Source organism: Sphaerospermopsis sp. LEGE 08334, from assembly GCF_015207205.1.
Taxonomy (GTDB): Bacteria; Cyanobacteriota; Cyanobacteriia; order Cyanobacteriales; family Nostocaceae; genus Sphaerospermopsis.
Window position 1 is genome coordinate 40065 of record NZ_JADEXH010000005.1, and the last position, 21541, is coordinate 61605.

Here is a 21541-nt window from a genome sequence, read left to right on the forward strand (position 1 = left end):
ACTGAAAAAGTGCTATGTCCCCATTGTAAACGCACTGCTACAAATGGGATTAAATGTAAAGGAATTTGTGTTGCTGATAGTGATTATTAAGAATTGATAATTGATAATTGATAATTGATAATTGATAATTGATAATTGTTTAACTCAATGTTTAAAACCTCTCCGTGTCAGGAGAAAAAAAGAAAAAATTTTCTCTGACAAAGAGGTAATTGTCAATTTTCCATTGTCAATTTTCCATTTTTTAAATTAGTTAAGCGTGTAAATTTACTTGTTCTTTCAACCAAGAGTCCACAGGTTGTCCGTCTTTACGTTTCAGTTCTATTTCTATTACCATCACTTCTTTAGAACCAGGAGGAGCAGGTTTTTTATGAAAAAAAATCTCATATTCTAAGGGGTTTTGATTATGTTCTTTTAACCAATCTTGCACTTTTGTTAAAGCAAAGAATGATTGTCCTTCTGCAAACATTCTGGTAATTTGCATTTGTAGGGTGTAAGGATTAATGCGCCCCATTGTTTACTCCCATTTTTTTACTTTTTTTGGTATCTTCAACTATTATAATAGTTTTGTAGGTAAAATCAGGTATATTATGAACAACGATTTACTCGCTTTTTTTGCAGGTTTCGCTTTACTCATTACCTATCTCATCTTTTCTGCGCTAACGGAAATGGGTACTAAATTTCCTGGTAAAAGAGAGAATAGGTGACAGGTTACAGGTTACAGTTTACAGTTATTCATGATTTAAAATTAGCTAAACTACCAATTTTAGAGAATGTCAAAAATACCAGATCCACAAAAAAATCACATTAAAATTGATCCAGCAACTTTGGTTTTAATAGGATCAGCTTTGATACTTTTACCTTTGTTATTTGCTGGTTTTATGGGATGATCAATAGACATCTCCAGAAATTAAATATGCGGTTTCCAGAACCCTTTTAGAGACGTTGTATGCAACGTCTCTACATTCTTTTTCGGAGATTTCTAATGAACTCGGTTTGCTTTATTTATTCCATTGCTTCATTGACTGGAAAACGATCAATTAATTGCATTGCTCTTTGGGCATTTTGTCGTAAACTATCAGGAACAAAGGGAACGTGAGGAATTTGTGATAATAAGTCTAGGGTACGACGCAGCAACCTAACTACATCACCTTCATCTAAAGTTGTATTAGCACAAAGTTGTAACCAGTCCATTCCTAGCGCCCATTGTTCAACCACTGCAATGAGTTCAAATTCTAACCAAATAGGTAAAGCTACGTTATGACGGTGTTGAATTTGAAACAGCTTGCGACGAATACCCCGGAGTTTGGCTAAAGCGTCTGCTGTTTCGTTACTGAGGTTAAAGCGTACTCTACTATCAGGGCGTGGTGTTTCTGTGACTAAAGATGCTGCTGCTGCTGCTAAATGGTGCGGATCTAAATTATCTAGCTCACCACTGGCGATCGCCAATCCTAACCATAACTCATTTTCACCCCGAATGGCTGCGGCCATTTGTCCCAGTTCTGTGGGTGCTAAATTATCTAACCCGCCAAAATGCTGTAATATCTGAATTAAATTCAGAAATTCTTCCCAATGTTGCTGTGAGTGTTGTTGTACTTGTTCTTCTAACTCTTCTAGTTCCGCTTCTAATTCTACACAACGCGCTCGTTGTTTAAATATGTTGGCAATATTCCCTGATTTATGCAAGGCATGATTTTCTATTTGTGATTGTACCGCATTCACCCGACTCAGTTGAGCAGCTACTTCCGGTGTCATGTACATATATTCGCTGGGATCGGGTATACTTTGGGCGATCGCCTCTGTTGCTGCATTCCCCCGCACTGACTGACCTCGTTTTAAACCTAGTTCATCAGGTGGTAAAATATCCTCTGGTACTTCTACCCTGGGCATCTCTGCATATAAATCAATCACATCTGCTGTTGTCGCTACATACCAGCGGTTATCTTGTCCTAAACAAACCAAATAAGACGTAGGTCCAATTTCAGGAGCTTTACCATATAATATAGCTGTTAACGGTAATGTCGCTGTCATGTTTTTATCTTTCAAACTTAACAGCGTCCCTGTTACAGCAAAATCTAACATCATGGAAAGTTGCTCTTGTCTGTCTTCCCGTGCTTGTTCCTGTAGAGTTTTAAATATATGCCGTTCTACTTTTAACCGTTGGCGCAATTTTTCATAAAGCGCAATTTCATTTTCATCTACTGCGGCTAATTCTGCTTCAACTTTTGCTAGTTCTGCTTTGATGGCTGCAATTTCATCATACTCTGGTTTTAAATACAAAGTCGCCATATACTGGCCAAAACTGCGTTCTATCAGTTCCTTCGCTTGTTCTAAAGTATGGGTTTGCAAGAGGTTCAGCACCATACCGTAGCTGGGAGTAAACTGACTCACCAAAGGATCTGGGGGAGATGTGGCTAAATAAGCTGCTTCTTTTGCACCTTCAAAGGGAGTTTGTAATGTCACAACGTGACCTTGTAAATCCATGCCCCGACGACCAGCACGCCCAGACATTTGCAAAAATTCTGAAGCTTTTAATAAACGGTGTCCGTTATCAGTGCGTTTAGAAAGGGTAGAAATAACTGTTGTCCGTGCTGGCATATTAATACCCGCCGCCAGTGTTTCCGTAGCAAAGACAACTTTAATTAAACCTTGTTGAAAAAGTTCTTCAACCAAAACTTTCCAAGCTGGTAAAATTCCCGCATGATGGGCTGCAATACCTCTGTAAAGAGGTGCAATTTGTCCAGAACGTCCTGCTTCTGGGTTGCGGGCTAAAAAATCATCAATCTGTCTACGTAATATTTGGGATTCTTCATTATTTACTAACCATAAATCTCCCACCTCAGCAACGGCTTTATCACAACCTCTGCGGCTGAAAATAAAGAAAATTGCGGGTAACATATCGCGCTGGGCTAATTGACTGAGGGTATAAACTATTGTTGGTGGTTCTGGGCGATTACCTCTACCTCTTTCTCCTATACCCTTTTTACCACGTCTAATTAAACGTTGATTAATTTTAGTATTGCTTTCATTTAATAAAGGAAATAAACCTTTGGGGTTGCAAAAGTGAAATTCTAAGGGAACTGGACGAAAATCAGAATAAATTAGGTCTGTGGGTCCATGAACACGATTTAACCAGTCCGTGAGTTGGTCACTATTAGCAACTGTAGCGGAAAGGGCGACCAGTTGGACTTCACGGGGACAGTAAATAATAGATTCTTCCCAGACTGTACCCCGTTGGCGATCGTTCATGTAGTGGCACTCATCGAGGACTACAGCCTCAACGCCTGTTAAAGAGATCCCGATTTGACCTATGGGTGTGCCATAAAGCATATTACGGAAAATTTCGGTAGTCATGACTATAATCGGTGCATCCCTGTTAATGGAAGCATCCCCGGTTAATAGTCCCACCTGATCGAATCCGAATTTTTCCCGAAAGTCGCGTAATTTTTGATTCGATAGAGCTTTCAGAGGTGTGGTGTAAAATACACGTTTACCACGGGATAGGGCGCGATAAATAGCGTATTCCCCAACCAAAGTTTTACCCGATCCTGTGGGCGCACAGACAACCACTGAGCGGCCAGCATTGAGAGAGGCGATCGCGTCTAGTTGGAATTGATCCAACTCAAAGGGAAAAATCGACCCTAAATTAATTTCTGAAGACGGGGCAGTATAGTTCACTCAATCATCTTTTGCATCCAGACTATCTACTATCATAACCTGATTGGGGAAGAGGTGATGGATAATTGGGGTAATTGGTTATTGGTGGTTTTGTAAATAGCAACTTGGGTTACTATAAAAGCAAATAATATTATTAATCTATCATAATGACCCTGGTAATTGTCGCTGAACCAGCACCACTGAAAATTTCTGCTGATAGTGTGGTTCGGGTAGGGAAGACTCGTGTAACTCTTGACACTGTAGTTTCTGTCTTTAAACACGGAGCAACCGCAGAAGAAATAGTTTACCGCTATCCATCGCTCAAGCTGGCTGATGTGTACGCCACTATTGCCTTCTATCTTAACCATCAGCAAGAAGTTGAAGCATATTTACAGCAACGTCAGCAACAAGCCCAAGAAGTGCGGAAGATGAATGAAGCAAGGTTTGATCCACAAGAGTTGCGTGATAGATTACTTGCGCGTAAAGCAGAACAGGACGTATGTTGAAACTGCTTGCTGACGAGAATTTTGATAATACTATCGTTAGGGGACTGTTACGCCGAAGATCGAATATTGATATTGTCCGAGTTCAAGACGTGGGATTGTTAGGTGAGGATGATCCAATTATTTTGGCATGGGCTGCCCAAGAAGGGAGGATTTTACTTACTCATGATGTTGCTACAATTACACAGTTTGCTTATGAACGAGTTGCACAGGGTTTATCAATGCCAGGAGTGATTGAGGTAGGGACAAATGCACAAATTGGACAGGTGATAGAAGATATTTTACTAATTATAGATTGCTGTTTAGAAGGTGAATTAGAAGGGCAGATCCAGTATCTTCCGTTCTAGTGTAAAGCGATCGTATCCTGTGGAAATTTATCCAATTTAAATTAATGTTTTTGCAATTTTGCGTAGCACTCGACACACAAACTCTAATTCACTTTGAGTAGTTAGAGGTGCAAACACCCGTGAGATGGCATACTGCTGATTTTGGACTTTGACAAAGACAATATCATCACCATTAGTTAGCATTCCAAAAGTAGGTAAATCAGTATTTGGACTGGCCATCAAGTAAGCAAGAGTTTCGGGCAATGCTGACCAAACTGATAACATGGTTTTTTTGGACTCTAAAACAATTATCCAAAGGCGATCTTTCAATACTAAAATATCTATTTGACCTTGTAGAGTTTCTTCGCTATCGGTTATTATAATTTGTACAGATTCTTCAGCTTTGATGGGAAAAGGTGGGTCATACAAACCTGCAACTGTCAGCAATGGAGAGACAAGTAATAGCATTACTGTACTTTCTAATAAATGCCCACCGGAACGATGATAAATATAACGCTGCCAGAGAATTTCTAGGTTAGTGCGGCCATTAGAATTAATCTCAGGTAGTTGATCATCCCATTCTGTAAAAAAATCCTGAGATTGACTGCGAGTTAAACCAAATCTTTTTTCTGCTTCAGCAATGGTGGTGATGGTTTCAGTAATGGCTAGTCTTTGCATAGTAGATTTTTTTAGTAGCTGTGATTATATTGTCACTGCAACTTTACCAACTTCTGTGGATGGTTCGGGTATGGGTTGTCCATCTTCTTTCAATACTTCTAGATACAATTCTATTGCTTCTTTAATATTTTCCTGTACTTCTGCTAAAGTATCCCCAATACTGACACAACCGGGTAAGTCAGGAACATAAGCACCCCAGTTTGTCTCACCACGTTCATAAATTACTGTGTACTCAATCATTATATTTCTCCTAATTTTGCTTGCTTCCAAATTGATGAAAGTGTACCTATGGGAATGTCATCACTTGGTTTTCCAGGTACAACTACAATACCTGATTTATTTTCATTTTTGAGGATACGGTGACTACCTCTAATCCGATCTATATACCAACCATCTGCTTCTAGGATTTTGAGAACTTCTTTAACTTTCATTGTTTACTATCATAGCGTGATTAGTGATTTGATAAATTTTTGGTAAAAACACTACTATATCAAGTATACTATATTCAATCTACGGAATCAAAAATTTTAGTTATTTATTAAGTTAGTTTAAGTAGTTGTATGATTTATAGTCAGGTAAAAATGGAAGATAGAGAACTTTTAAAATTCTACAAAGAAGGTAAAAGAAATTTTAGTCATCATAGATTATATAACAGAAATATTGAACTTCATAATATATGTGATAGGGTTATTTGGACTGATAATGCTCCCCCAAACTTTAGCAATGAAAACCTGGCAGAAATTATTTTAACTCATTCCAACTTATATCATGCAAACCTAAGTGGTACAAATTTTAGTGGTGCAACTTTAATTGATGTAGATTTGAGTTATGTAAATCTTAGTGGTGCAAATTTAGTTGATACAGACCTTAGAGATACAAATTTATATCATGCAAACCTTAGTGGTGCTAATTTATCTGGTGCAGATTTAACCAATACTTGTTTAGATGGGGCTATTTTCAAAAATGTTATTATTGATGAGAAAACCAAGATTCATAAAAAATATTATTTAATTTCGCAAATTCTTAACGAAGAAGTAGTAGTTGTAAATCTCTCTGGAATTGATTTAATAGGTGCTAATTTAGATGGTGCTAACTTAACTAAAGCTGACCTTTCTAATGCAAAGTTGCACGAAGATAGGGTTAATAATGCTTCAAACATATATCAAAATAAAATTCTTATAACAAGACTAAAAAAAGCAATCTTAACAGAAGCAAATTTAGAAAATGCGAATTTGGGAAGAGCTGATTTGAGAGGAGCAAATTTAACAGGGGCAAATTTGAGAGGAGCAGATTTAACAGAAGCAGATTTGAGAAAAGCAGATCTAACAGGGGCAAACTTGATGGGATCAAACTTGACTAGATGTAGAATTAGGGATGCTAACTTTTCAAAAGTTGATTTTAGAAACACTGATTTAACCAATACTAAAACCAAACTTACAGGTGCTAAGTTAAAAGGAGCATATTATAATGATGAAACTAAATTCCCTGAAGGATTTAATCCCAAATTTGCACAAATGATCCATGAAGATGATATTAAAACTAAAAAATATCATAATTCCGAATGGATAGAATTATTAACCAAGAAAAAAGTTAAAACAGTAAAATCTCCACCACCACGAGAAGGACAACAGGAATTTAAAGAAGAACTAAAAGAAACTTATGGTTATAGATGTTTAATTAGTGGTTGTCACATTGAACAAATTATTGAAGCATCACATATTATTCCTTATAGCAAGATTGAATCTCATGATGTAGCTAATGGCTTACTTTTGAGAGTAGATTTGCATAGACTTTTCGATGCACACCTCATAGCTATTCATCCAACAACCAGAGAAGTATTAATATCGGAACAAATAGCGAAAGACTATCAAGATATTAGAGGAATAAAAATAGCAAGTTGTTTAACTGGTGAAGATGCTACTAAACAACAGGACGCGCTAAGATATCATTGTGAACAATGTAATTGGATAGATAAGCAACTGTTAGAATAAGTCATAAACTTGATATAATGAATTTGTCAATGGAGATATGAATATGACCGTACAATTTAGAGAAAAGGCTTTAATGGCTTATGAAACCATGCCATCAAGTCAAAAAAATAAAGTTTCTCAAGTAATACAGCAGCTAGATGTCAAAAACTCACAGCACTTAAAGTCTGACAGACTTGAGAATACAGATACATGGGTAGTCAGAGTAGACCCCACAGTAAGGCTACTTTTTAAACAAACTGAACAAGGGTTTTTAATAATTGATATTATTGACCGCAAAAAGGAAGACAATTAGTGATCACATTGATTCCTTATAAATTTGATATTAACGAATGTGATCAACAGATCCAAGAACTGCAACATTTTCTCAAAACTAACTTAGAAATTAGAGAAACTGGAAAAAACGGACTACAAAGGTTTTTCTCAAATCGTCCTAACTTAATTCTTTTACTTGGATATTGGCATTTTGGACTAGAACCAGCTTTTTATAAGCCGGAAGTCAGTTTATTTAGTAACGAGTTTAGAGCAGATTTTGTAATTTCTGACCGACAGAAAAAGAAGTTTGTATTTGTTGAATTTGAGGATGCAACAGAAAATAGTATTTTTAAGCCTAAATTACAAAATTCCGACTCAGGTAATACCAGTTATGAATGGTCATCGAGGTATGAACATGGTGTGAGTCAAGTGATTGACTGGTACTACCGCATGGATGATTATGAGAGAACCTACAAATTTGAAGAGTATTTTGGTCATCGTGAAATCAGTTATACTGGCTTGCTTGTGATTGGGAGAGATAAATTTCTCCAGCAATCTGGCTTAATGCAAAGATTTCGCTGGAGGTCAAGCAAAACTATCATCAATAGTAAGCCTCTTCACTGCATTACTTTTGATCAATTGCTTCAGGAGTCAATAGAAAAGCTATCTACACTTAAAGCGAGTGACCAGCTAGAATGACAGCGCATTTCTCCCATTACCTGATGCTAGGACTGCTTGTTTTACAATGGACACAAAACCTTAAAATTGGGAAGCAATTCATGAATACTACAAATGATTCTCCACATTTGGATAGTTCATCGGAGGTTTTAGAATCTACAACAGAGTTACAGAACCACCTTAATGAATTACTCAAGCAACTATCACCGGAAAGATTACAGGTGTTGGCGGATTTTGCTGCTTACTTAGCAAATGCTGAAAGCGAAGCTGCAACACAAGAACTTTTGGCAATTCCTGGTTTGCTAGAGCGAGTTAAGCAAAATCAAACCACCCCTAAAACCCATTACACAAACTGGAGAAACCTTCGATCTGATGTATGAAGTTCTTCTCCATCCCGATGCCCAAAAGGTTTATGTCAATGCTGACAAAGCCCTAGCCAAGAAAATTGCCAGATGTTTGCAGCAACTAGAACAAAATCCCCGATCGCATCCGAACATCAAAGCCCTGAAGGGAGATTACGCAGGGTTTTATCGCTATAGAATTGGGGATTACAGGGTCATCTATTCGATAGAGGATGAAGTGGTGCAGGTATTTGTTGTGGCGATCGCTCATCGCGGCGAAGTCTACGAACAGTGAATGTGATTTGGTGAGTCTAATAAAACCTATTATTTTAGCCATTTCCCAATCACCAATCACCAATCACCAATCACCCTTTACCCAACTCCTGAGAACGATGAGCAGCAGCTTTCACCGCTTCAATTAAAGCAGAACGAAAACCAGCCTTCTCCAACTCGCTCACTCCCGCAATAGTCGTTCCCCCAGGACTGGTAACTCGATCCTTCAACTCTGCGGGATGAAGTTTACTTTCTTCTATCAGTCTGGCCGTTCCCAATACCGTATGTAAAGCTAATTGTTTAGCCACGGCTCTGGGTAAACCCGCAGCCACACCCCCATCAGATAAAGCTTCAATCATCAACGCCACATAGGCAGGACCACTACCAGATAAACCTGTCACTGCATCCATCAGCGTTTCTGGAACTTCCACCACTTCCCCCACTGCCGCAAAAATTTCCTTAGCGGTTGCTTGATGACTGGGTTGAGCATAAGCACCCGTACAAATAGCCGTCATTCCTGCACCCACTGTAGCCGGTGTATTGGGCATAGCGCGAATAACTGGCAGTTGGGGAAAAGCCGCTTCTAGCTGTTTTAAAGGCACACCTGCCAAAATAGAAATAATTAAAGGTGTATTTTTTATAGGTAAAATATCTGCTAATTCTTGGGCGATCGCACTTAATATTTGTGGCTTCACCGCCAACACTACCGCCTCTTGAGCCTGAGACAACACCAAACTATTATCAGTTGTCACAGTCACCCCATATTGCTGCTGTAAAAAACTCCTACGAGTCTCCTGGGGTTCACTGACAATAACTTCCGCACCTTGATAAATGCCCCTTGCAATAAGGCGGGATAATAGAGCTTCTCCCATTACCCCGCCACCAATTAAACCAAATTTAATAATCATTTAGTTATTTAGTCATGAGTTATTAGTCATTTGTCTTGAACCTGACAAACGACTAACTTTAACTTCATTATTGTGCCATGCGGTTAGGTTCGCTGCCCCAAGTGGGAGTAGTACCTGTAGGACGAACGGGACGTACTGGTGGTTGGGGTACTTCATGTAAAAATCCGCCTTGAGTGCTGACTTGCACACAACTGGGTGTAAACAAAAAGATACTTTCACCAATTCGTTCTTGATGTCCATCTAGAGCATACGTACCACCGGCAACAAAATCAACTGCCCGTTGAGCTTGATCCGGGTCCATAATAGTCAAGTTTAATACTACAGACTTACGCTCACGTAATGCTTGAATTGCCTGGGGCATTTCTTCAAAAGTGCGGGGTTCGAGAACTAAAACTTCAGAAATTCCATTAATTGCGCCTGGCATACCAATCACATTACTCATAGGCTTTGATCCTGCTGCTGCTGCTACTTCATCTCCCATTGTAGAGGAGTTTTCACGCCAACGTCGATTAGGAGCAGGGGTTTCTTGTGGAGCAGGTTGAGAATTTTCTTGCTGATACAGATTTTGGTAGCTGTCGGTATCTGGTTCTTCCTCGTAATACTCGTATTCTACCTGCTCGTTCAAGCCCACAAAATCTCGAAGTTTGGAAAATATATTGTTCATTGTCTACGCTCCCAGTGGAAATTACCTTAATTGATCCAGATTTAAATTGTGGTAGCCCTAGTAAGTGCTGCTGCTTTGAGCAATTTTATTGCTATTTGTATTTTCTAGTACAGGTTTTCATAAAGAAAAGACTGTTCTAGAAAGAACTTTATATGGACATAACAATGAGTTAAAATTATATCCTAAAGATGGAGTTATGAAAAGTTCTTTTCCTCTAGTTTTGTCTTAGTATTTACATTTGTCAAGTATATAAATCTAGCTACTTGGTTTTCCCCAATAGGCACTGACGCAATTGTCAGTGCTGAGTTGTTTAAAATACAGTCTTATTTGGTGAGATGTGGGAAATTTGGGAGCGATGCCCAAACAAAATAGTCCCTAATCTGACCATTGTTGCACCTGCTTGGATTGCCAATTGATAATCCCCAGACATACCCATAGATAGATGCTGCATTGTGATATTACCCCATTGTTGTGAGGCAATTTCTTGGGCGAGTTTATGGGTATGTTTAAACACATTCAAAATTTCCTCCTCATTCAAACCCAGAGGCGGAATTGTCATCAAACCTTGAATTTGCAAATTTTTGCATTGATCAAGTGCTGCCAAGTCTGCTAATAGTTCTGGGATTATCCAACCAGACTTGTGAGGATCAGCGAGAATTTTGACTTGTAGGCAAACCAGGGGACTCACTCCTAGCTGTTGCGCCAGGGTATCTAGACGCTGGGCTAGATGTAGATTATCTACAGAGTGAATCCAATTAAATAATTCCAAAGCTTTTTTAGCTTTGTTACTTTGTAAATGTCCAATGAAGTGCCAAGTAATATCTGGCAGATCCTGTAACTCCTGTTGTTTACTGGCAGCTTCTTGGATGCGACTTTCACCAAAATCACGAATGCCCGCGCTGTATGCTTCCCGCATCAGTTCGGTTGGTATTTGCTTACTAACAGCGATCAACCGTACTGAAGGCGGAAGTTCAGCACGAATGGTAGCAATACGTTCACTAATTGAACTTGTCATTGGAATGTTCGTTGGAAAACACTTTGAAGCTGATCGTACTCCTGTGGCTTGCCACTGCGACGCAAAGTACGCAAACGATTTTCCAGCATCATTCTGGCTTCAGTCCGGCCAATAGACTGAAATTTAATACCTTTAACGTCATTTGTTACCAAAAAAAATAAGCGTTGGGCATATAGTGTAGTAAACAGATCCTGGTTATCATCAACCATACAGATCCTATATAGTAAACCCCACGTTGGATGATTGATGTAAGTTTCTGAGTAGTCTGGATTCATTTAATAGTCAAGGTTGGGAGTATATATTCTTTTTTCGCAGTCTCACACAATCATTCCGACGATAATAAGCAGTCTTCGGCCAGAATTTTTTTTGGCTGACAATGCGAAACTGTGGATCAGTTATCAGTTATCAATTATCAGTTATCGCCATTGACTGTTAACTGTTCGCTGTTAACTGCCTCCTGCCTCCTGCCTCCTATGAAGTTCCTCAGAGTGAAAACCAGCTTTTGGACTTCTCGTTGCATGGGCTTGTTTCCATCCTGCCATAATTCTCGCTTTATGGCGCAAATCTCAGCCGATGTTATTGTTCTGGTTGGGGTGGGGTTAGTAGCTAGTTACGATTTTCTTAAATATAGGACTTATGCAAAATTGGACTCAAAACCTGATTCTGACGTAGGGGTAATTCATGAATTACCCCTACTTTCATTCGGTTTTGCGTAAGCCTCCTGGGGCAACCACGGGGGGATTGCCCCTACTGCCCCTGATCTTTTTAGGTGGTAATTAATTTGGCAGCAACCATGAGTTCAGGTATATTAATCACACCCCGGAAGAAAAAATCGCTGAGAAGTTGCCAGCCTCTGAGAGTGAAAAACTGTTCCCGTAGGGTTGGTCTGGCTGCTGGATAAAGCTGTCGCCACAGTAGAAGATCCCCACGAGTTAGACACCAATCATCACAACGGTATCTGTCTACAGAAAAATTCGCGTTTTCAAGTAGTGTAAATATATTTTCTTGACTAAAAGCATGGAGGTGATAAGGATCTATATGTCGGGTTTCACCAAGTGGTGCTGACAGCAGTAAGTCACCTCCGGGAATTATCAAACTGCGAAGACGATTTAGAAATTTTGCAGGATAGGGTAGGTGTTCTATCGTCTCGAAAGAAACAATCACGTCGAATTGCTGTAACCACTCAAAGGTCAGAGCATCAGCACAGACAAATTCTACATTGTTTTCTTGATAGTGGTTTCTGGCGTATTGTATGGTTTCTGGGCAGATATCTACCCCGACTACTGCGATCGCCCCTGCAAGACGAAGCATCTGACTACCGTATCCTGTACCACAGGCGATATCCAAAACTCGTTTACCTTGTACATAAGTTGCCGCAGTTTCGTAGCGTCGCAAATGAATTTCAAAAAGTTTTTGACTTGCGGGATCGCTGGGTATCTGTTTGGGAATTAGACGTTCCCAAGTGAAGGGAAGACTATCTAAAGTTGTTACCGATTGACTGGGGAGATTGTGTTTATATTTCATAATTTTTAACCTATTTTAACCCATTTGATCTAATGCTTTCAAGTCCAATGTTTGCAGCCATTTCTGTGTGCGTCGCATTCCTTCGTCTAGGTCAATTTTTGGTTGATAATTTAATACACTTTGTGCTTTAGCAATGGAATAAGCATGGGGACGAGTGATAAAATCTAAGGCTTCCGGTAAAATATCAGGTTTCTTGCCAATTAGTTTTAGCCCTTGATGGCGCAGTTGCAACAGAAGTTTGAGTTCATTTTTAGGCAGAGAAAGAGGTGCAGGTAAATCTGCAATTTCCGCCAACCGTGTAAAATATTCTTTCCAAGAAGTTTCTTGTCCGTCAGTGATATTAAATATCTCTCCAGATGCTTCTTTTTCTATGGCTAGAAATATAGCATCAATGAGATTGTCTATATATAAATGGTTAATTACTCCCTGCCCATTGTTGGCTAACCTAAATATTTTTTGGCGCATCAATTGTAGTGGTCGAACTACCCAGGGATAGCTTCCTGGTCCGTAAACATCTCCTGGTCTGAGAATGATAATGTTAAAATCTGGGGGGAAATTAAGTTGCAAAAGTGCGTTTTCGCTTTCTATTTTTGTCTGACAATAGGGATGATTTTCGGCAAAAATTGGATCAGCTTCGGTGACACGATCAGGATAATTAAAACCGTAAACAAGAACACTGGAAAGATGAATAAAGGTTTTCACACCTGCATTGTGAGCAGCTTTGGCTATGTTAACAGTTCCGCCCACATTTACCTCACGAAAATGCTGGAGTGATCCATGTTCTTTGACAATGGCTGCTGTATGTAAAACAATATCAACTCCTTGGCAAGCTTTTTGCACAGTTGCAGGATCAGTTACACTGCCAATAATGACATCAGCGCCTAATTTTTCAGCTTTTTTAGCTTTTATTTGGGAATGTTGCAGCCCACGAACTTTCAAACCTTTTGCTAGGGCTATTTCGGTGGTACGTAAGCCTATAAACCCACCGATTCCAGAAATAAGAAGTGTTTTTCCACAGAGGTTCATTATCAGTAAACGTTTCGTTAATTTTTAAATTGAGCATTTTTTTGGGAAAGAGAAGTTACTTTTGCAAAACATAACAAAGGTATTCTTGATCTCCATTTTTAAATGCTTCATACATGGGAGTTCCTTGGCATCCAGCAAACCAGTTGGCGACTATGTGTAAGTATTTAGGAATATACTGGTTAATTATTTTTAGCTTTCTTTCATTTTCTAAATCCATAGCTTTGAGAATATTAGGGGTTATTATTTCCGATTTTAAAATTTTAAACCCAGTATTTTTTAATGCTATCGTTGTTTTTTCAATGTCTTGTTTGGGGCGAAAATCAGTAAATAAAAAGTAACCATTTGGGCGCATAATTCTAAAAGCTTCAGCGAAAAAACGTTCAGGCGAACCGTAACAATGTGATGATTCAACATTAACGACTACATCAAAGGAACAATCATTAAATGGTAGAGATTCTGCATCTCCGAGTTGAAAATTTAGTTGGGGAACAGAATGTGCTTTTTGACAGAATGCTATATTGCTTTTGGAAAAATCAACCCCGGTCATTGTTTTTGGTTGTAAATGACGGGTAATATATGAAGAACCACCACCACGTCCACATCCTACTTCAATAACATCCAATCCTTGCAGTGAAATAGCATTGGCAACATGATGATAAAGTTGAAGACAATAACGTTCTTCTTCTTCAGATGGGTTCAATTCTAGTTGTTTGGTATTCGGTTCTACATCTGCATAACCATAGTTGATAAAAGTAATTTTTATGTTGCTATAATTAGCTGCGAAAAGGTTATACCATCCTTTCCAAAACAATCTTCTCAAGGGATAGTGATTAGGACGAGATATAAAGTTATTTAACAAATTTTCAGGCAGAGAAGTGAAATTACTCAACATCTTGAACTCCCAAGTAATAGGTGATTAAAATGAACAGGTTTCAAGTGAATTTAGCTGGAAATTAAGGCAGCATCCCAAATGTGTAAATTTATTTTTATCTATGGAAATAATATGCACTAATATCCTGATATGATTGAACCGCAAAGGGCGCAAAGAACGCAAAGGTAAGAGAGTTTCAGAGAGTTTTTGGTGTGGCTGTGTTGATTTTTTTCAAAGTTGGGATGCTCCCTAAATCAATTTTTGGATATCAGTTTTTTTCAACCATTCATGAGTACGATGCATTCCTTCAGTCAAATCAATTTTTGGTTGATAACCCAGCATAGTTTTTGCTTTGGTGATGGAATAGGCATAAGGACGAGTGATAAAATCTAGTGATTCTGGCAGAATATCGGCTTTTTTTCGCAACAGTTTTTGACCTTGGTAACGCACTTGCAACAATAATTTCATTTCATCTTTGGGTAGAGAAATAAAAGCTGGTAAATTTTCTATTGCAGCTAATTTTGTAAAATACTCTTTCCAAGAAGTTTCTTGTCCATCTGTGATATTAAATATTTCTCCAGATATTTCTCCCGATGGTTCTTTTTCAATTGCCAAAAAGATAGCATCAATGAGGTTATCTATATAGAGATGATTACTTACACCTTTACCATCATTGGCATAAGCAAATAAATTTTGACGCATCAATAAAAGTGGACGTACTACCCAAGGAATACAACCGGGACCGTAAACATCACCAGCGCGGATAATAATAATATTAAAATCTGGTGGTGCATTCAATTGTAAAAGTGCAGATTCTGCTTCTATTTTCGTTTGACAATAGGGGTTATTTTCTCCACAAAGCAATTCTGATTCTGTCACTTGATGAGGATAGTTAAAGCCATAAACTAGGACGCTGGAAAGATGCACAAAAATTTTCACACCAGCATCTTTGGCGGCTTTTGCCATCTTCATTGTACCACCAACATTTATTTCCCGAAATTTCTTGATATTGCCTGTTTCTGCTGCCAATTGTTCGGTATGAAACACAATATCTACTCCTTGACAAGCTTTTTGGGCAATGGCAAAATCAGTGATGTTACCAAACAATAAATCAACATCCAAATTATTGGTATTTTTCTTGTTCACAGAAGTTTGTAAACCACGAACTTTCATGCCCCGTTCTAAAGCTAATTCAGCAGCACGTAAACCAATAAAGTTATCTATTCCCGTAATCAGTAATGTTTTTGAATTGATGTTCATAATTCTCACAAATTACTCAATTTTTTAACTAGGAAGATTAATAACCCAATTACCTATTACCTATTCCCTGTTCCCTATTTCCTATGAATTATCAATTGATTTTTACTACTTAGATTTGCTTTGATAGAAGCAAAATGTTGTCCACCTAATTCAATTTGTTCTGCTACACATCCATTTTTTAATCTATCAACTAGATAGTCCATATCATGAGCAATAAAATTTGTGCCATGATCTGGTTCGATCAAACTAACTAATTTGATATTTTTTGTTTGTTGATTAGCTAAGTTAGAAAAACCTAAAAAATTAAACACTCCTGATTCATAAGTTCCACAGGGTACAGAAGGATTATCAACACCAAAGCAATATTCATTTTCTTGAAACCAATCATAAGCAGGATAGCCATGAAAGTGAACAATTGGCGCACCATGAGCAATTAATTCTGGTGTATATAAGGCAGCACCTAGAGTAATTGCCAGCATAACATAGATATCATAGGAAGGTTTGATATCTGATTTAGTTGACTGATTGCCTAGTGGTAATTGCAGATGTAAATTATTTTTTAACCCAATGCGAAGGATATCTTGCTCAATATTTAAATCTGTTTTATTAGAACCTGAACGAGAACTAAGTAACCAAATATCAGGGATTTGTTTAAATACATATTCTCCAGCGATGAGGATTTTAATATAACGTCTACCTGTTTCATTTGTACGAATTTCATTACTACTAAATCCCGCAACAGGTAATAAGTTTTCCCATTCAGCAGCAGTTATTTCTGGTTTTCCTACATAATAAGGTGGTTCTGCATAAGCGACAAAACCATAAGAAACTCCCGTTCTACCATTGACGATGACATTAACAATATCTCTGTGGGACTTTCTTTTAATAACTTCCGCTAGTTTAAAACCTGGTGGAAATAAACCAGTTGATGCTAGTTCTTGACCTAGTTTCACCAATTTATGAGCATAACTAGATATATAAGGATTATATTCTCCGATTTCAAATCTATTCATTAACAGGGGAGCGATGGGAACAAAAACTTTAGGAATCAGAGATTTGGAAATAAAATTATCTATTTCTGTTCTTTCAAAAATAGAATCTGATAGATTCATATTGAGAATGGAAATTTTATCATTAGATACGCCAATGACAATTTCGGAAAATGTTTTAATGAGTGTATTGATGCCAATGCTAATTTTGTCTTGATACTTGGTTAAGGGATTTACAAACTCTTCATCTATTTCACCAATAATGATGACTTGAGTATTTGTTGGATCTTCGACATATTTTGCGGCATGATCTTCCGCCCAACTACTTAATTTAGCGATTTGAACAACAGACATTTTTTGCTGATTTACTAGCCAGGGATAAGATAAAAGATAAAAATTTTCAGCTATAAATATTCCTAATTTTCTCAACCATGAATTAGGTCTTTCTACATCTATGACTGCATCAACTTCTGCTCGCACACCCTTGATTTTTAAAGAATGATTCCAATTAAATAGAGGAATTTTGATATCATAGAAAATTTCTGTTGTTGCTTCCTGCCAAGGGATCACAGTAACGCCCAAGTTTTTTAACTTAATTGCTAATTCTTGGCGGAATTTAATAATTGTTTGATGATGATAACCATGAGGTAAAGGTCTAAATGTCACACTGAGATTTTGAGCCATCATGTTTGGGTTAATAATTGGGGGCTGATATCCTATAGGTGATTCACCTGCAAAACCACCTATTAACCTGCCAATAGTTTGTAAACTAATTCCTTGAATCAGAGGTTCAGAAGCTGATTTTGTAGCAATATTCATTTCTTGTAATAATGCCAAAATATCTCCTTTATATGTGGCTATTTCCGCTTGGATTTCTGGTGTAATTATCCCTTTAGGAGAACGAATATTTAATTTGCTATTTTCAACCCAAAATTCCACACCTTGTTGAGTGAGTTTCGCTAAAAGTTCGGATGCGTTCATGACTAAATCTCCCAGTTTTTAACGAACTAAAAAGCATAAGGAAAAGAAGACACTCCGCTGAATGATGTTTCCTCCATTCGTGCGAAGTGTCAGTCTTAGAGGAGGAAAAAATTGAAAATTTGTAAGCATTCAGTTATTAGCCATCAGCAATCAGCTAACACCAAAGAATTGCCAATTTATTCGTGTCGTGTTAATTTGCGGAAATGCTGGAAATTACAAGCTAAATTCTTACAAAAATGTTTATGTATTGTTTAAATCTGCAAAATTTCTGAGTCTGAATTTTCTAATTCTTCAGCTAATCTCTGTGCCAATTCTTCAATGGTGGGATAATACCACAAATGGATTAGAGATAATTTAAATCCCAGAAATTTCTCAGCTTTACTCGCAAGTATTATGGCTTGAGATGAATCTAAACCGTAGCTATCTAACGGTTCTCGAATATCTATTTCCTCTGGGTTAACTCCCAATATATGAGAAATATTATCTATTAGCCAAGCTTGAATATCTGCGGTATTAACGGCTGTTTTTACAGGGTGTTGATAAAGATTTTCGCTCATTTATTTATGCACCTCTAATTTTTGCAGTATTGGATGATAAATTAAGGATGTAACAGACAACTTGATTTACCATATCTTCCATTGTCTCCCGACTAATTGAAGGTTGAGAAAAAACGAAGTTTAACAGCATTTTGCCTTGAAAAGTTGCCACATGAATCACAAACATACCTGCATATAAAGAATGAGAACCTGCAAAACTGATCTCTTCTAGTTCTAATTCACCATACGATTTGGGAATGTTTACCTTGCCAATATTAGATACTGAAACTGTAGCTGCTACTTGTTGAGGAAAGAGAAAACAAAACTTGGTTAGATACTTGGCAAGTAATACCATATTAAAAATATCACCATGCTTAATTCCCGATTCTAAATTTTGTTTGACTTCCCTTGCTAATTCCCAAACAGATGTATTTTGGTTTATGGTGTGAAATCCCATCAGAGATGTAGCTAAAACAGCTAAGTTTTCCTTATTAATTGCAGGTTGCAAACGTCTGCGTAAATCAAGATAAGATAGACAATTCATGCAGACACTTTTTTGATTTGGTTTGATAATTTTTCTAGCTACTGTCAACATGAGTAAGGCACATAAAGCACTGTTGACTGTGGTATTTTCTAGCTGACATTGAGCAATAAAATTTTCAGTTGCATCTGCAAAAATTTGTTTATGGATAATTGCACAATTCCGTTGATAAATGGGTACATACTTTTCAACATCTAATGTTTTTGGTTGTTTCCAAAACTTTTGCAATCCAATTTTTAACAATAATAAAAATCTGCTTGTATTCCCTCTCCAACCTTGTGTATATTTGGGTAGTAGTTTTTCAATGGGTGGTAGTTGTTCTAAGGTGGTAACTTGTTTAATGGTGTCACCAGATGTAAGTCTTTGGTAATAAGTGAAAATTTCTGAATGCAGTTGAATACTGGATAAACCATCAGAAATTGCATGGTGCAAGGTGGAAATTAGATAATTAATTTTTGGCTCATCCTTGATAGTAACTATGACAACTCTCATTAGACATTTGCTACTATCAATTGCCTCATTCATTTCTTGATTAACAACTTCTTGCCATTGTTCCTTATCTAAATTTATAACTGTTTGCAAAGGGATTTTTTCTGTACCTATGGGTTGAAAATAAAAACGATTTTGAGAATGGATAATGCGAGAATTTAGACTAGGATGGCGATATTGAATAATATCTAAAGCCTGTCTGATAACTGCTTTTTGGAGGTTGCCGTTAATGCGACTAATAGTAACTAAATTCCAGGTTTTAGCACGGCTATTGAGGATTTCCATTGTTGCTTCCAGACTGCTTAATTCTCTGTTATCTGGCATAGTCATAATTTTTCTGGAAAATATTGACTGTATTCATCTGGAATTTGTAGTCCTTGGATTTTTAAGTTTTGGATGCGGTATAAAAATGTTGCTCCTGTCATAATGTGTTCAGCAACTTCTACTACTTGGCGATTTTTTGGTTCAGCTAAGTATGAACCTCTCACCCAATCATTAAAGCTACCCATTGCCGGTCCACACCAAATTTGATAGTCAATTTCTCGACCTTTTTCTCCACTGTTAGACCACCGAGAAGACAATCCTAAATACCAACGGAAAATTAGAGCCATTTTCAGTTTAGGATTACTTGCAGCTTTGGTTAATTTATCTGGGTTGCGTTGGGATAAATAATTAACTGTTTCTTGCCAAACTTCTTGCACAGGCTTTTTCAAAATTTGCTTTTCTAGTTTCTCTATTTCCGCTAGGGGAATTTCTTCAATTGAATTGTAATTTTTGTATAATTCATATAATTTTTGAGCGCGGAGAGGAAAGAGTGTACCACGTTTGAGAACTTGCAATTTTACACCCATTTCAAACATATCTGCGGCGGGAGCCATCATCACATCAGCCATTTCGGCTTGAGCTAATAATTCTTTGGTGTATTCAGAAGTTCCGGCTTCAATGCAAGATTGATTTATAGAACCTGTAACAACATAAGCAGCACCCATAATAAAGGCAGCTAAGGCTGATTTTGGTGTAGAAATTCCGCCAGCTACGCCAATTCTGACGGGGTTTTCATATCTGTATTTATTTTGAATTTCATCTCGTAATTCTAAGATGGAAGGTAATAAACATATCAGGGGACGATTATCTGTATGACCTCCAGAATCTGCTTCTACTGTAATATCATCAGCCATAGGAATTTTGCTGGCAAGATTGGCTTGTAATTCACTAATTAAACCTTGTTCAACTAATTGTTTAAGGATTTTTGTAGGTGCAGGTTGCAAAAATTTAGTGGCAACTTCGCGGCGAGAAACTTTGGCGATGACTTTATTTTTGATTTGGATTTGATTGGCTGAATTTAAACTTAATCCTGCGGCTCGATAATAAACAATGTTGTCAGTTAAATCTAAAAATGCAGATGCTTCAACAATTCTGACTTGATGTTTGAGATATAAATTAATGCTAAGACGTTCAATTGCTGGTTCACTGGGACTATGGAGTAAGTTAAAAGCGTAAGGTTTTTGATTTAAGGCTTGCTGAATTTTGTTAATAGCAGTCTCGACACGGGAAGGGGATAAACCTCCTGCACCAAAGACACTTAAAATTCTTTGTTTACCTAGTGCAATTACCATTTCTTCTGATGCTATTCCTTGAGCCATTGCCCCAGTCATATAGGCATATTTTACACCATAAAAATCGAGAAACCTTGTATCACCTAGTTGTTGAATTGCTAAGGGTGGAACAGCCATTAACATTTCCATCTGGGCTGTTTTACCATTATTGACATGAGATAAATTACCTTCGTTTGTGATGCCAATTATCCCTTCATTTCTAACTATATAACATGGTTTTTCTAAATTCCTCAGTTTTAATTTAATTTGTTTTGCATCAAAGGAAACATTTTTAAAATTACCTTGCCAATTTTGATGATGGTTGATAAATAAGTTAGAAAAATGGAGATTATTTTCTTGATTCGATCTATTTTCTGTATTGTACATTTGAGCCAACCTCTTAACATCTAATGTGGTTTTGGGAACTCCGAAAAATAAATTATTCA

At 37.5% G+C, this 21541-nt stretch carries 24 protein-coding genes; 7 read left to right on the plus strand and 17 right to left on the minus strand.

Translation table 11 applies throughout. The annotated features are described in order from the left end of the window. Nucleotides 1-250 precede the first annotated feature (250 nt). Both IQ237_RS04105 and IQ237_RS04110 read right to left on the minus strand, forming a co-directional pair. Entirely contained in the window at nucleotides 251-511 is a 261-nt protein-coding gene (locus tag IQ237_RS04105; protein ID WP_194052635.1) for a hypothetical protein, read from the minus strand. A 491-nt stretch (nucleotides 512-1002) separates the two neighbouring features. Continuing rightward, nucleotides 1003-3675 carry an RNA helicase gene (locus IQ237_RS04110; RefSeq protein ID WP_194052637.1) on the minus strand — a complete coding sequence of 891 codons (2673 nt, stop codon included), beginning with the start codon at nucleotides 3673-3675 and terminating at the stop codon, nucleotides 1003-1005. A 146-nt stretch (nucleotides 3676-3821) separates the two neighbouring features. Between IQ237_RS04110 and IQ237_RS04115 the strand changes: the two genes are divergently transcribed. Both IQ237_RS04115 and IQ237_RS04120 read left to right on the plus strand, forming a co-directional pair. Next, nucleotides 3822-4160: a DUF433 domain-containing protein gene (locus IQ237_RS04115; RefSeq protein ID WP_194052639.1), complete on the plus strand. Its 339-nt coding sequence runs from the start codon at nucleotides 3822-3824 to the stop codon at nucleotides 4158-4160. After that, nucleotides 4154-4504 carry a DUF5615 family PIN-like protein gene (locus tag IQ237_RS04120; protein ID WP_194052641.1) on the plus strand — a complete coding sequence of 117 codons (351 nt, stop codon included), beginning with the start codon at nucleotides 4154-4156 and terminating at the stop codon, nucleotides 4502-4504. The genes IQ237_RS04115 and IQ237_RS04120 overlap by 7 nt, the downstream gene beginning before the upstream one ends. Nucleotides 4505-4540: 36 nt before the next feature. On the opposite strand, the gene IQ237_RS04125 is transcribed toward IQ237_RS04120, so the two are convergent. Genes IQ237_RS04125 through IQ237_RS04135 form a run of 3 tightly spaced genes read right to left on the minus strand, consistent with a single transcriptional unit; the run spans nucleotide 4541 to nucleotide 5592 of the window. Further along, on the minus strand, nucleotides 4541-5161 hold the full coding sequence (locus tag IQ237_RS04125; protein WP_194052643.1) for a type I restriction endonuclease subunit R: 621 nt from the start codon (nucleotides 5159-5161) through the stop codon (nucleotides 4541-4543). A 24-nt stretch (nucleotides 5162-5185) separates the two neighbouring features. Then, nucleotides 5186-5401: a type II toxin-antitoxin system HicB family antitoxin gene (locus IQ237_RS04130; protein WP_187039334.1), complete on the minus strand. Its 216-nt coding sequence runs from the start codon at nucleotides 5399-5401 to the stop codon at nucleotides 5186-5188. Then, nucleotides 5401-5592: a type II toxin-antitoxin system HicA family toxin gene (locus tag IQ237_RS04135; RefSeq protein WP_194052645.1), complete on the minus strand. Its 192-nt coding sequence runs from the start codon at nucleotides 5590-5592 to the stop codon at nucleotides 5401-5403. The genes IQ237_RS04130 and IQ237_RS04135 overlap by 1 nt, the downstream gene beginning before the upstream one ends. A 150-nt stretch (nucleotides 5593-5742) precedes the next feature. On the opposite strand from IQ237_RS04135, the gene IQ237_RS04140 reads away from it, so the two are divergent. The 5 genes from IQ237_RS04140 (at nucleotide 5743) to IQ237_RS04160 (ending at nucleotide 8718) form a co-directional block, all read left to right on the plus strand. Continuing rightward, complete coding sequence (locus tag IQ237_RS04140) at nucleotides 5743-7152, plus strand: pentapeptide repeat-containing protein (protein ID WP_194052655.1); 1410 nt, start codon at nucleotides 5743-5745, stop codon at nucleotides 7150-7152. A gap of 43 nt (nucleotides 7153-7195) precedes the next feature. Further along, a complete protein-coding gene (locus IQ237_RS04145; protein ID WP_194052657.1) occupies nucleotides 7196-7444 on the plus strand; it encodes a hypothetical protein in 249 nt (82 codons plus the stop codon). Next, complete coding sequence (locus IQ237_RS04150) at nucleotides 7444-8103, plus strand: Shedu anti-phage system protein SduA domain-containing protein (RefSeq protein ID WP_194052659.1); 660 nt, start codon at nucleotides 7444-7446, stop codon at nucleotides 8101-8103. The genes IQ237_RS04145 and IQ237_RS04150 overlap by 1 nt, the downstream gene beginning before the upstream one ends. An 80-nt stretch (nucleotides 8104-8183) precedes the next feature. After that, a complete protein-coding gene (locus IQ237_RS04155) occupies nucleotides 8184-8462 on the plus strand; it encodes a hypothetical protein (protein ID WP_194052661.1) in 279 nt (92 codons plus the stop codon). Continuing rightward, on the plus strand, nucleotides 8455-8718 hold the full coding sequence (locus IQ237_RS04160) for a type II toxin-antitoxin system RelE/ParE family toxin (protein WP_194052664.1): 264 nt from the start codon (nucleotides 8455-8457) through the stop codon (nucleotides 8716-8718). The genes IQ237_RS04155 and IQ237_RS04160 overlap by 8 nt, the downstream gene beginning before the upstream one ends. Before the next feature lie 70 nt (nucleotides 8719-8788). Here the strand turns inward: IQ237_RS04160 and proC are convergent, their stop codons facing one another. The 12 genes from proC to IQ237_RS04220 form a co-directional block, all read right to left on the minus strand. Next, a complete protein-coding gene (gene proC / locus IQ237_RS04165) occupies nucleotides 8789-9604 on the minus strand; it encodes a pyrroline-5-carboxylate reductase (protein ID WP_194052666.1) in 816 nt (271 codons plus the stop codon). A gap of 67 nt (nucleotides 9605-9671) precedes the next feature. After that, the gene (locus IQ237_RS04170; protein WP_194052668.1) at nucleotides 9672-10268 is read right to left on the minus strand and encodes a cell division protein SepF; all 597 of its coding nucleotides are present in this window, start codon (nucleotides 10266-10268) and stop codon (nucleotides 9672-9674) included. 310 nt (nucleotides 10269-10578) lie between these two features. Beyond that, on the minus strand, nucleotides 10579-11283 hold the full coding sequence (locus tag IQ237_RS04175) for a YggS family pyridoxal phosphate-dependent enzyme (protein ID WP_194052670.1): 705 nt from the start codon (nucleotides 11281-11283) through the stop codon (nucleotides 10579-10581). After that, nucleotides 11280-11558 (minus strand): transcriptional coactivator PipX, encoded by a 279-nt coding sequence (gene pipX / locus IQ237_RS04180; RefSeq protein ID WP_096565540.1) that lies wholly within the window; start codon nucleotides 11556-11558, stop codon nucleotides 11280-11282. Before pipX ends, IQ237_RS04175 begins: the two co-directional genes overlap by 4 nt. A 490-nt stretch (nucleotides 11559-12048) precedes the next feature. Further along, nucleotides 12049-12807 carry a bifunctional 2-polyprenyl-6-hydroxyphenol methylase/3-demethylubiquinol 3-O-methyltransferase UbiG gene (locus IQ237_RS04185; RefSeq protein ID WP_194052671.1) on the minus strand — a complete coding sequence of 253 codons (759 nt, stop codon included), beginning with the start codon at nucleotides 12805-12807 and terminating at the stop codon, nucleotides 12049-12051. 15 nt (nucleotides 12808-12822) lie between these two features. Next, the gene (locus tag IQ237_RS04190; RefSeq protein ID WP_194052672.1) at nucleotides 12823-13833 is read right to left on the minus strand and encodes an NAD(P)-dependent oxidoreductase; all 1011 of its coding nucleotides are present in this window, start codon (nucleotides 13831-13833) and stop codon (nucleotides 12823-12825) included. Nucleotides 13834-13888: 55 nt separating this feature from the next. After that, nucleotides 13889-14725, minus strand: a complete 837-nt coding sequence (locus tag IQ237_RS04195; RefSeq protein WP_194052674.1) for a class I SAM-dependent methyltransferase — start codon at nucleotides 14723-14725, stop codon at nucleotides 13889-13891. A 228-nt stretch (nucleotides 14726-14953) separates the two neighbouring features. Next, a complete protein-coding gene (locus tag IQ237_RS04200; protein ID WP_194052676.1) occupies nucleotides 14954-15964 on the minus strand; it encodes an NAD(P)-dependent oxidoreductase in 1011 nt (336 codons plus the stop codon). A gap of 74 nt (nucleotides 15965-16038) precedes the next feature. Beyond that, a complete protein-coding gene (locus IQ237_RS04205) occupies nucleotides 16039-17934 on the minus strand; it encodes a hypothetical protein (RefSeq protein ID WP_194052679.1) in 1896 nt (631 codons plus the stop codon). Nucleotides 17935-18185: 251 nt separating this feature from the next. Further along, nucleotides 18186-18491, minus strand: coding sequence for a phosphopantetheine-binding protein (locus IQ237_RS04210; RefSeq protein ID WP_194052681.1), 306 nt, complete (start codon nucleotides 18489-18491; stop codon nucleotides 18186-18188). Nucleotides 18492-18495: 4 nt separating this feature from the next. Beyond that, nucleotides 18496-19830, minus strand: coding sequence for a condensation domain-containing protein (locus tag IQ237_RS04215; protein WP_309225645.1), 1335 nt, complete (start codon nucleotides 19828-19830; stop codon nucleotides 18496-18498). Beyond that, nucleotides 19827-21482 carry a PfaD family polyunsaturated fatty acid/polyketide biosynthesis protein gene (locus IQ237_RS04220; protein WP_194052833.1) on the minus strand — a complete coding sequence of 552 codons (1656 nt, stop codon included), beginning with the start codon at nucleotides 21480-21482 and terminating at the stop codon, nucleotides 19827-19829. Before IQ237_RS04220 ends, IQ237_RS04215 begins: the two co-directional genes overlap by 4 nt. Between the last annotated feature and the right edge of the window lie 59 nt (nucleotides 21483-21541).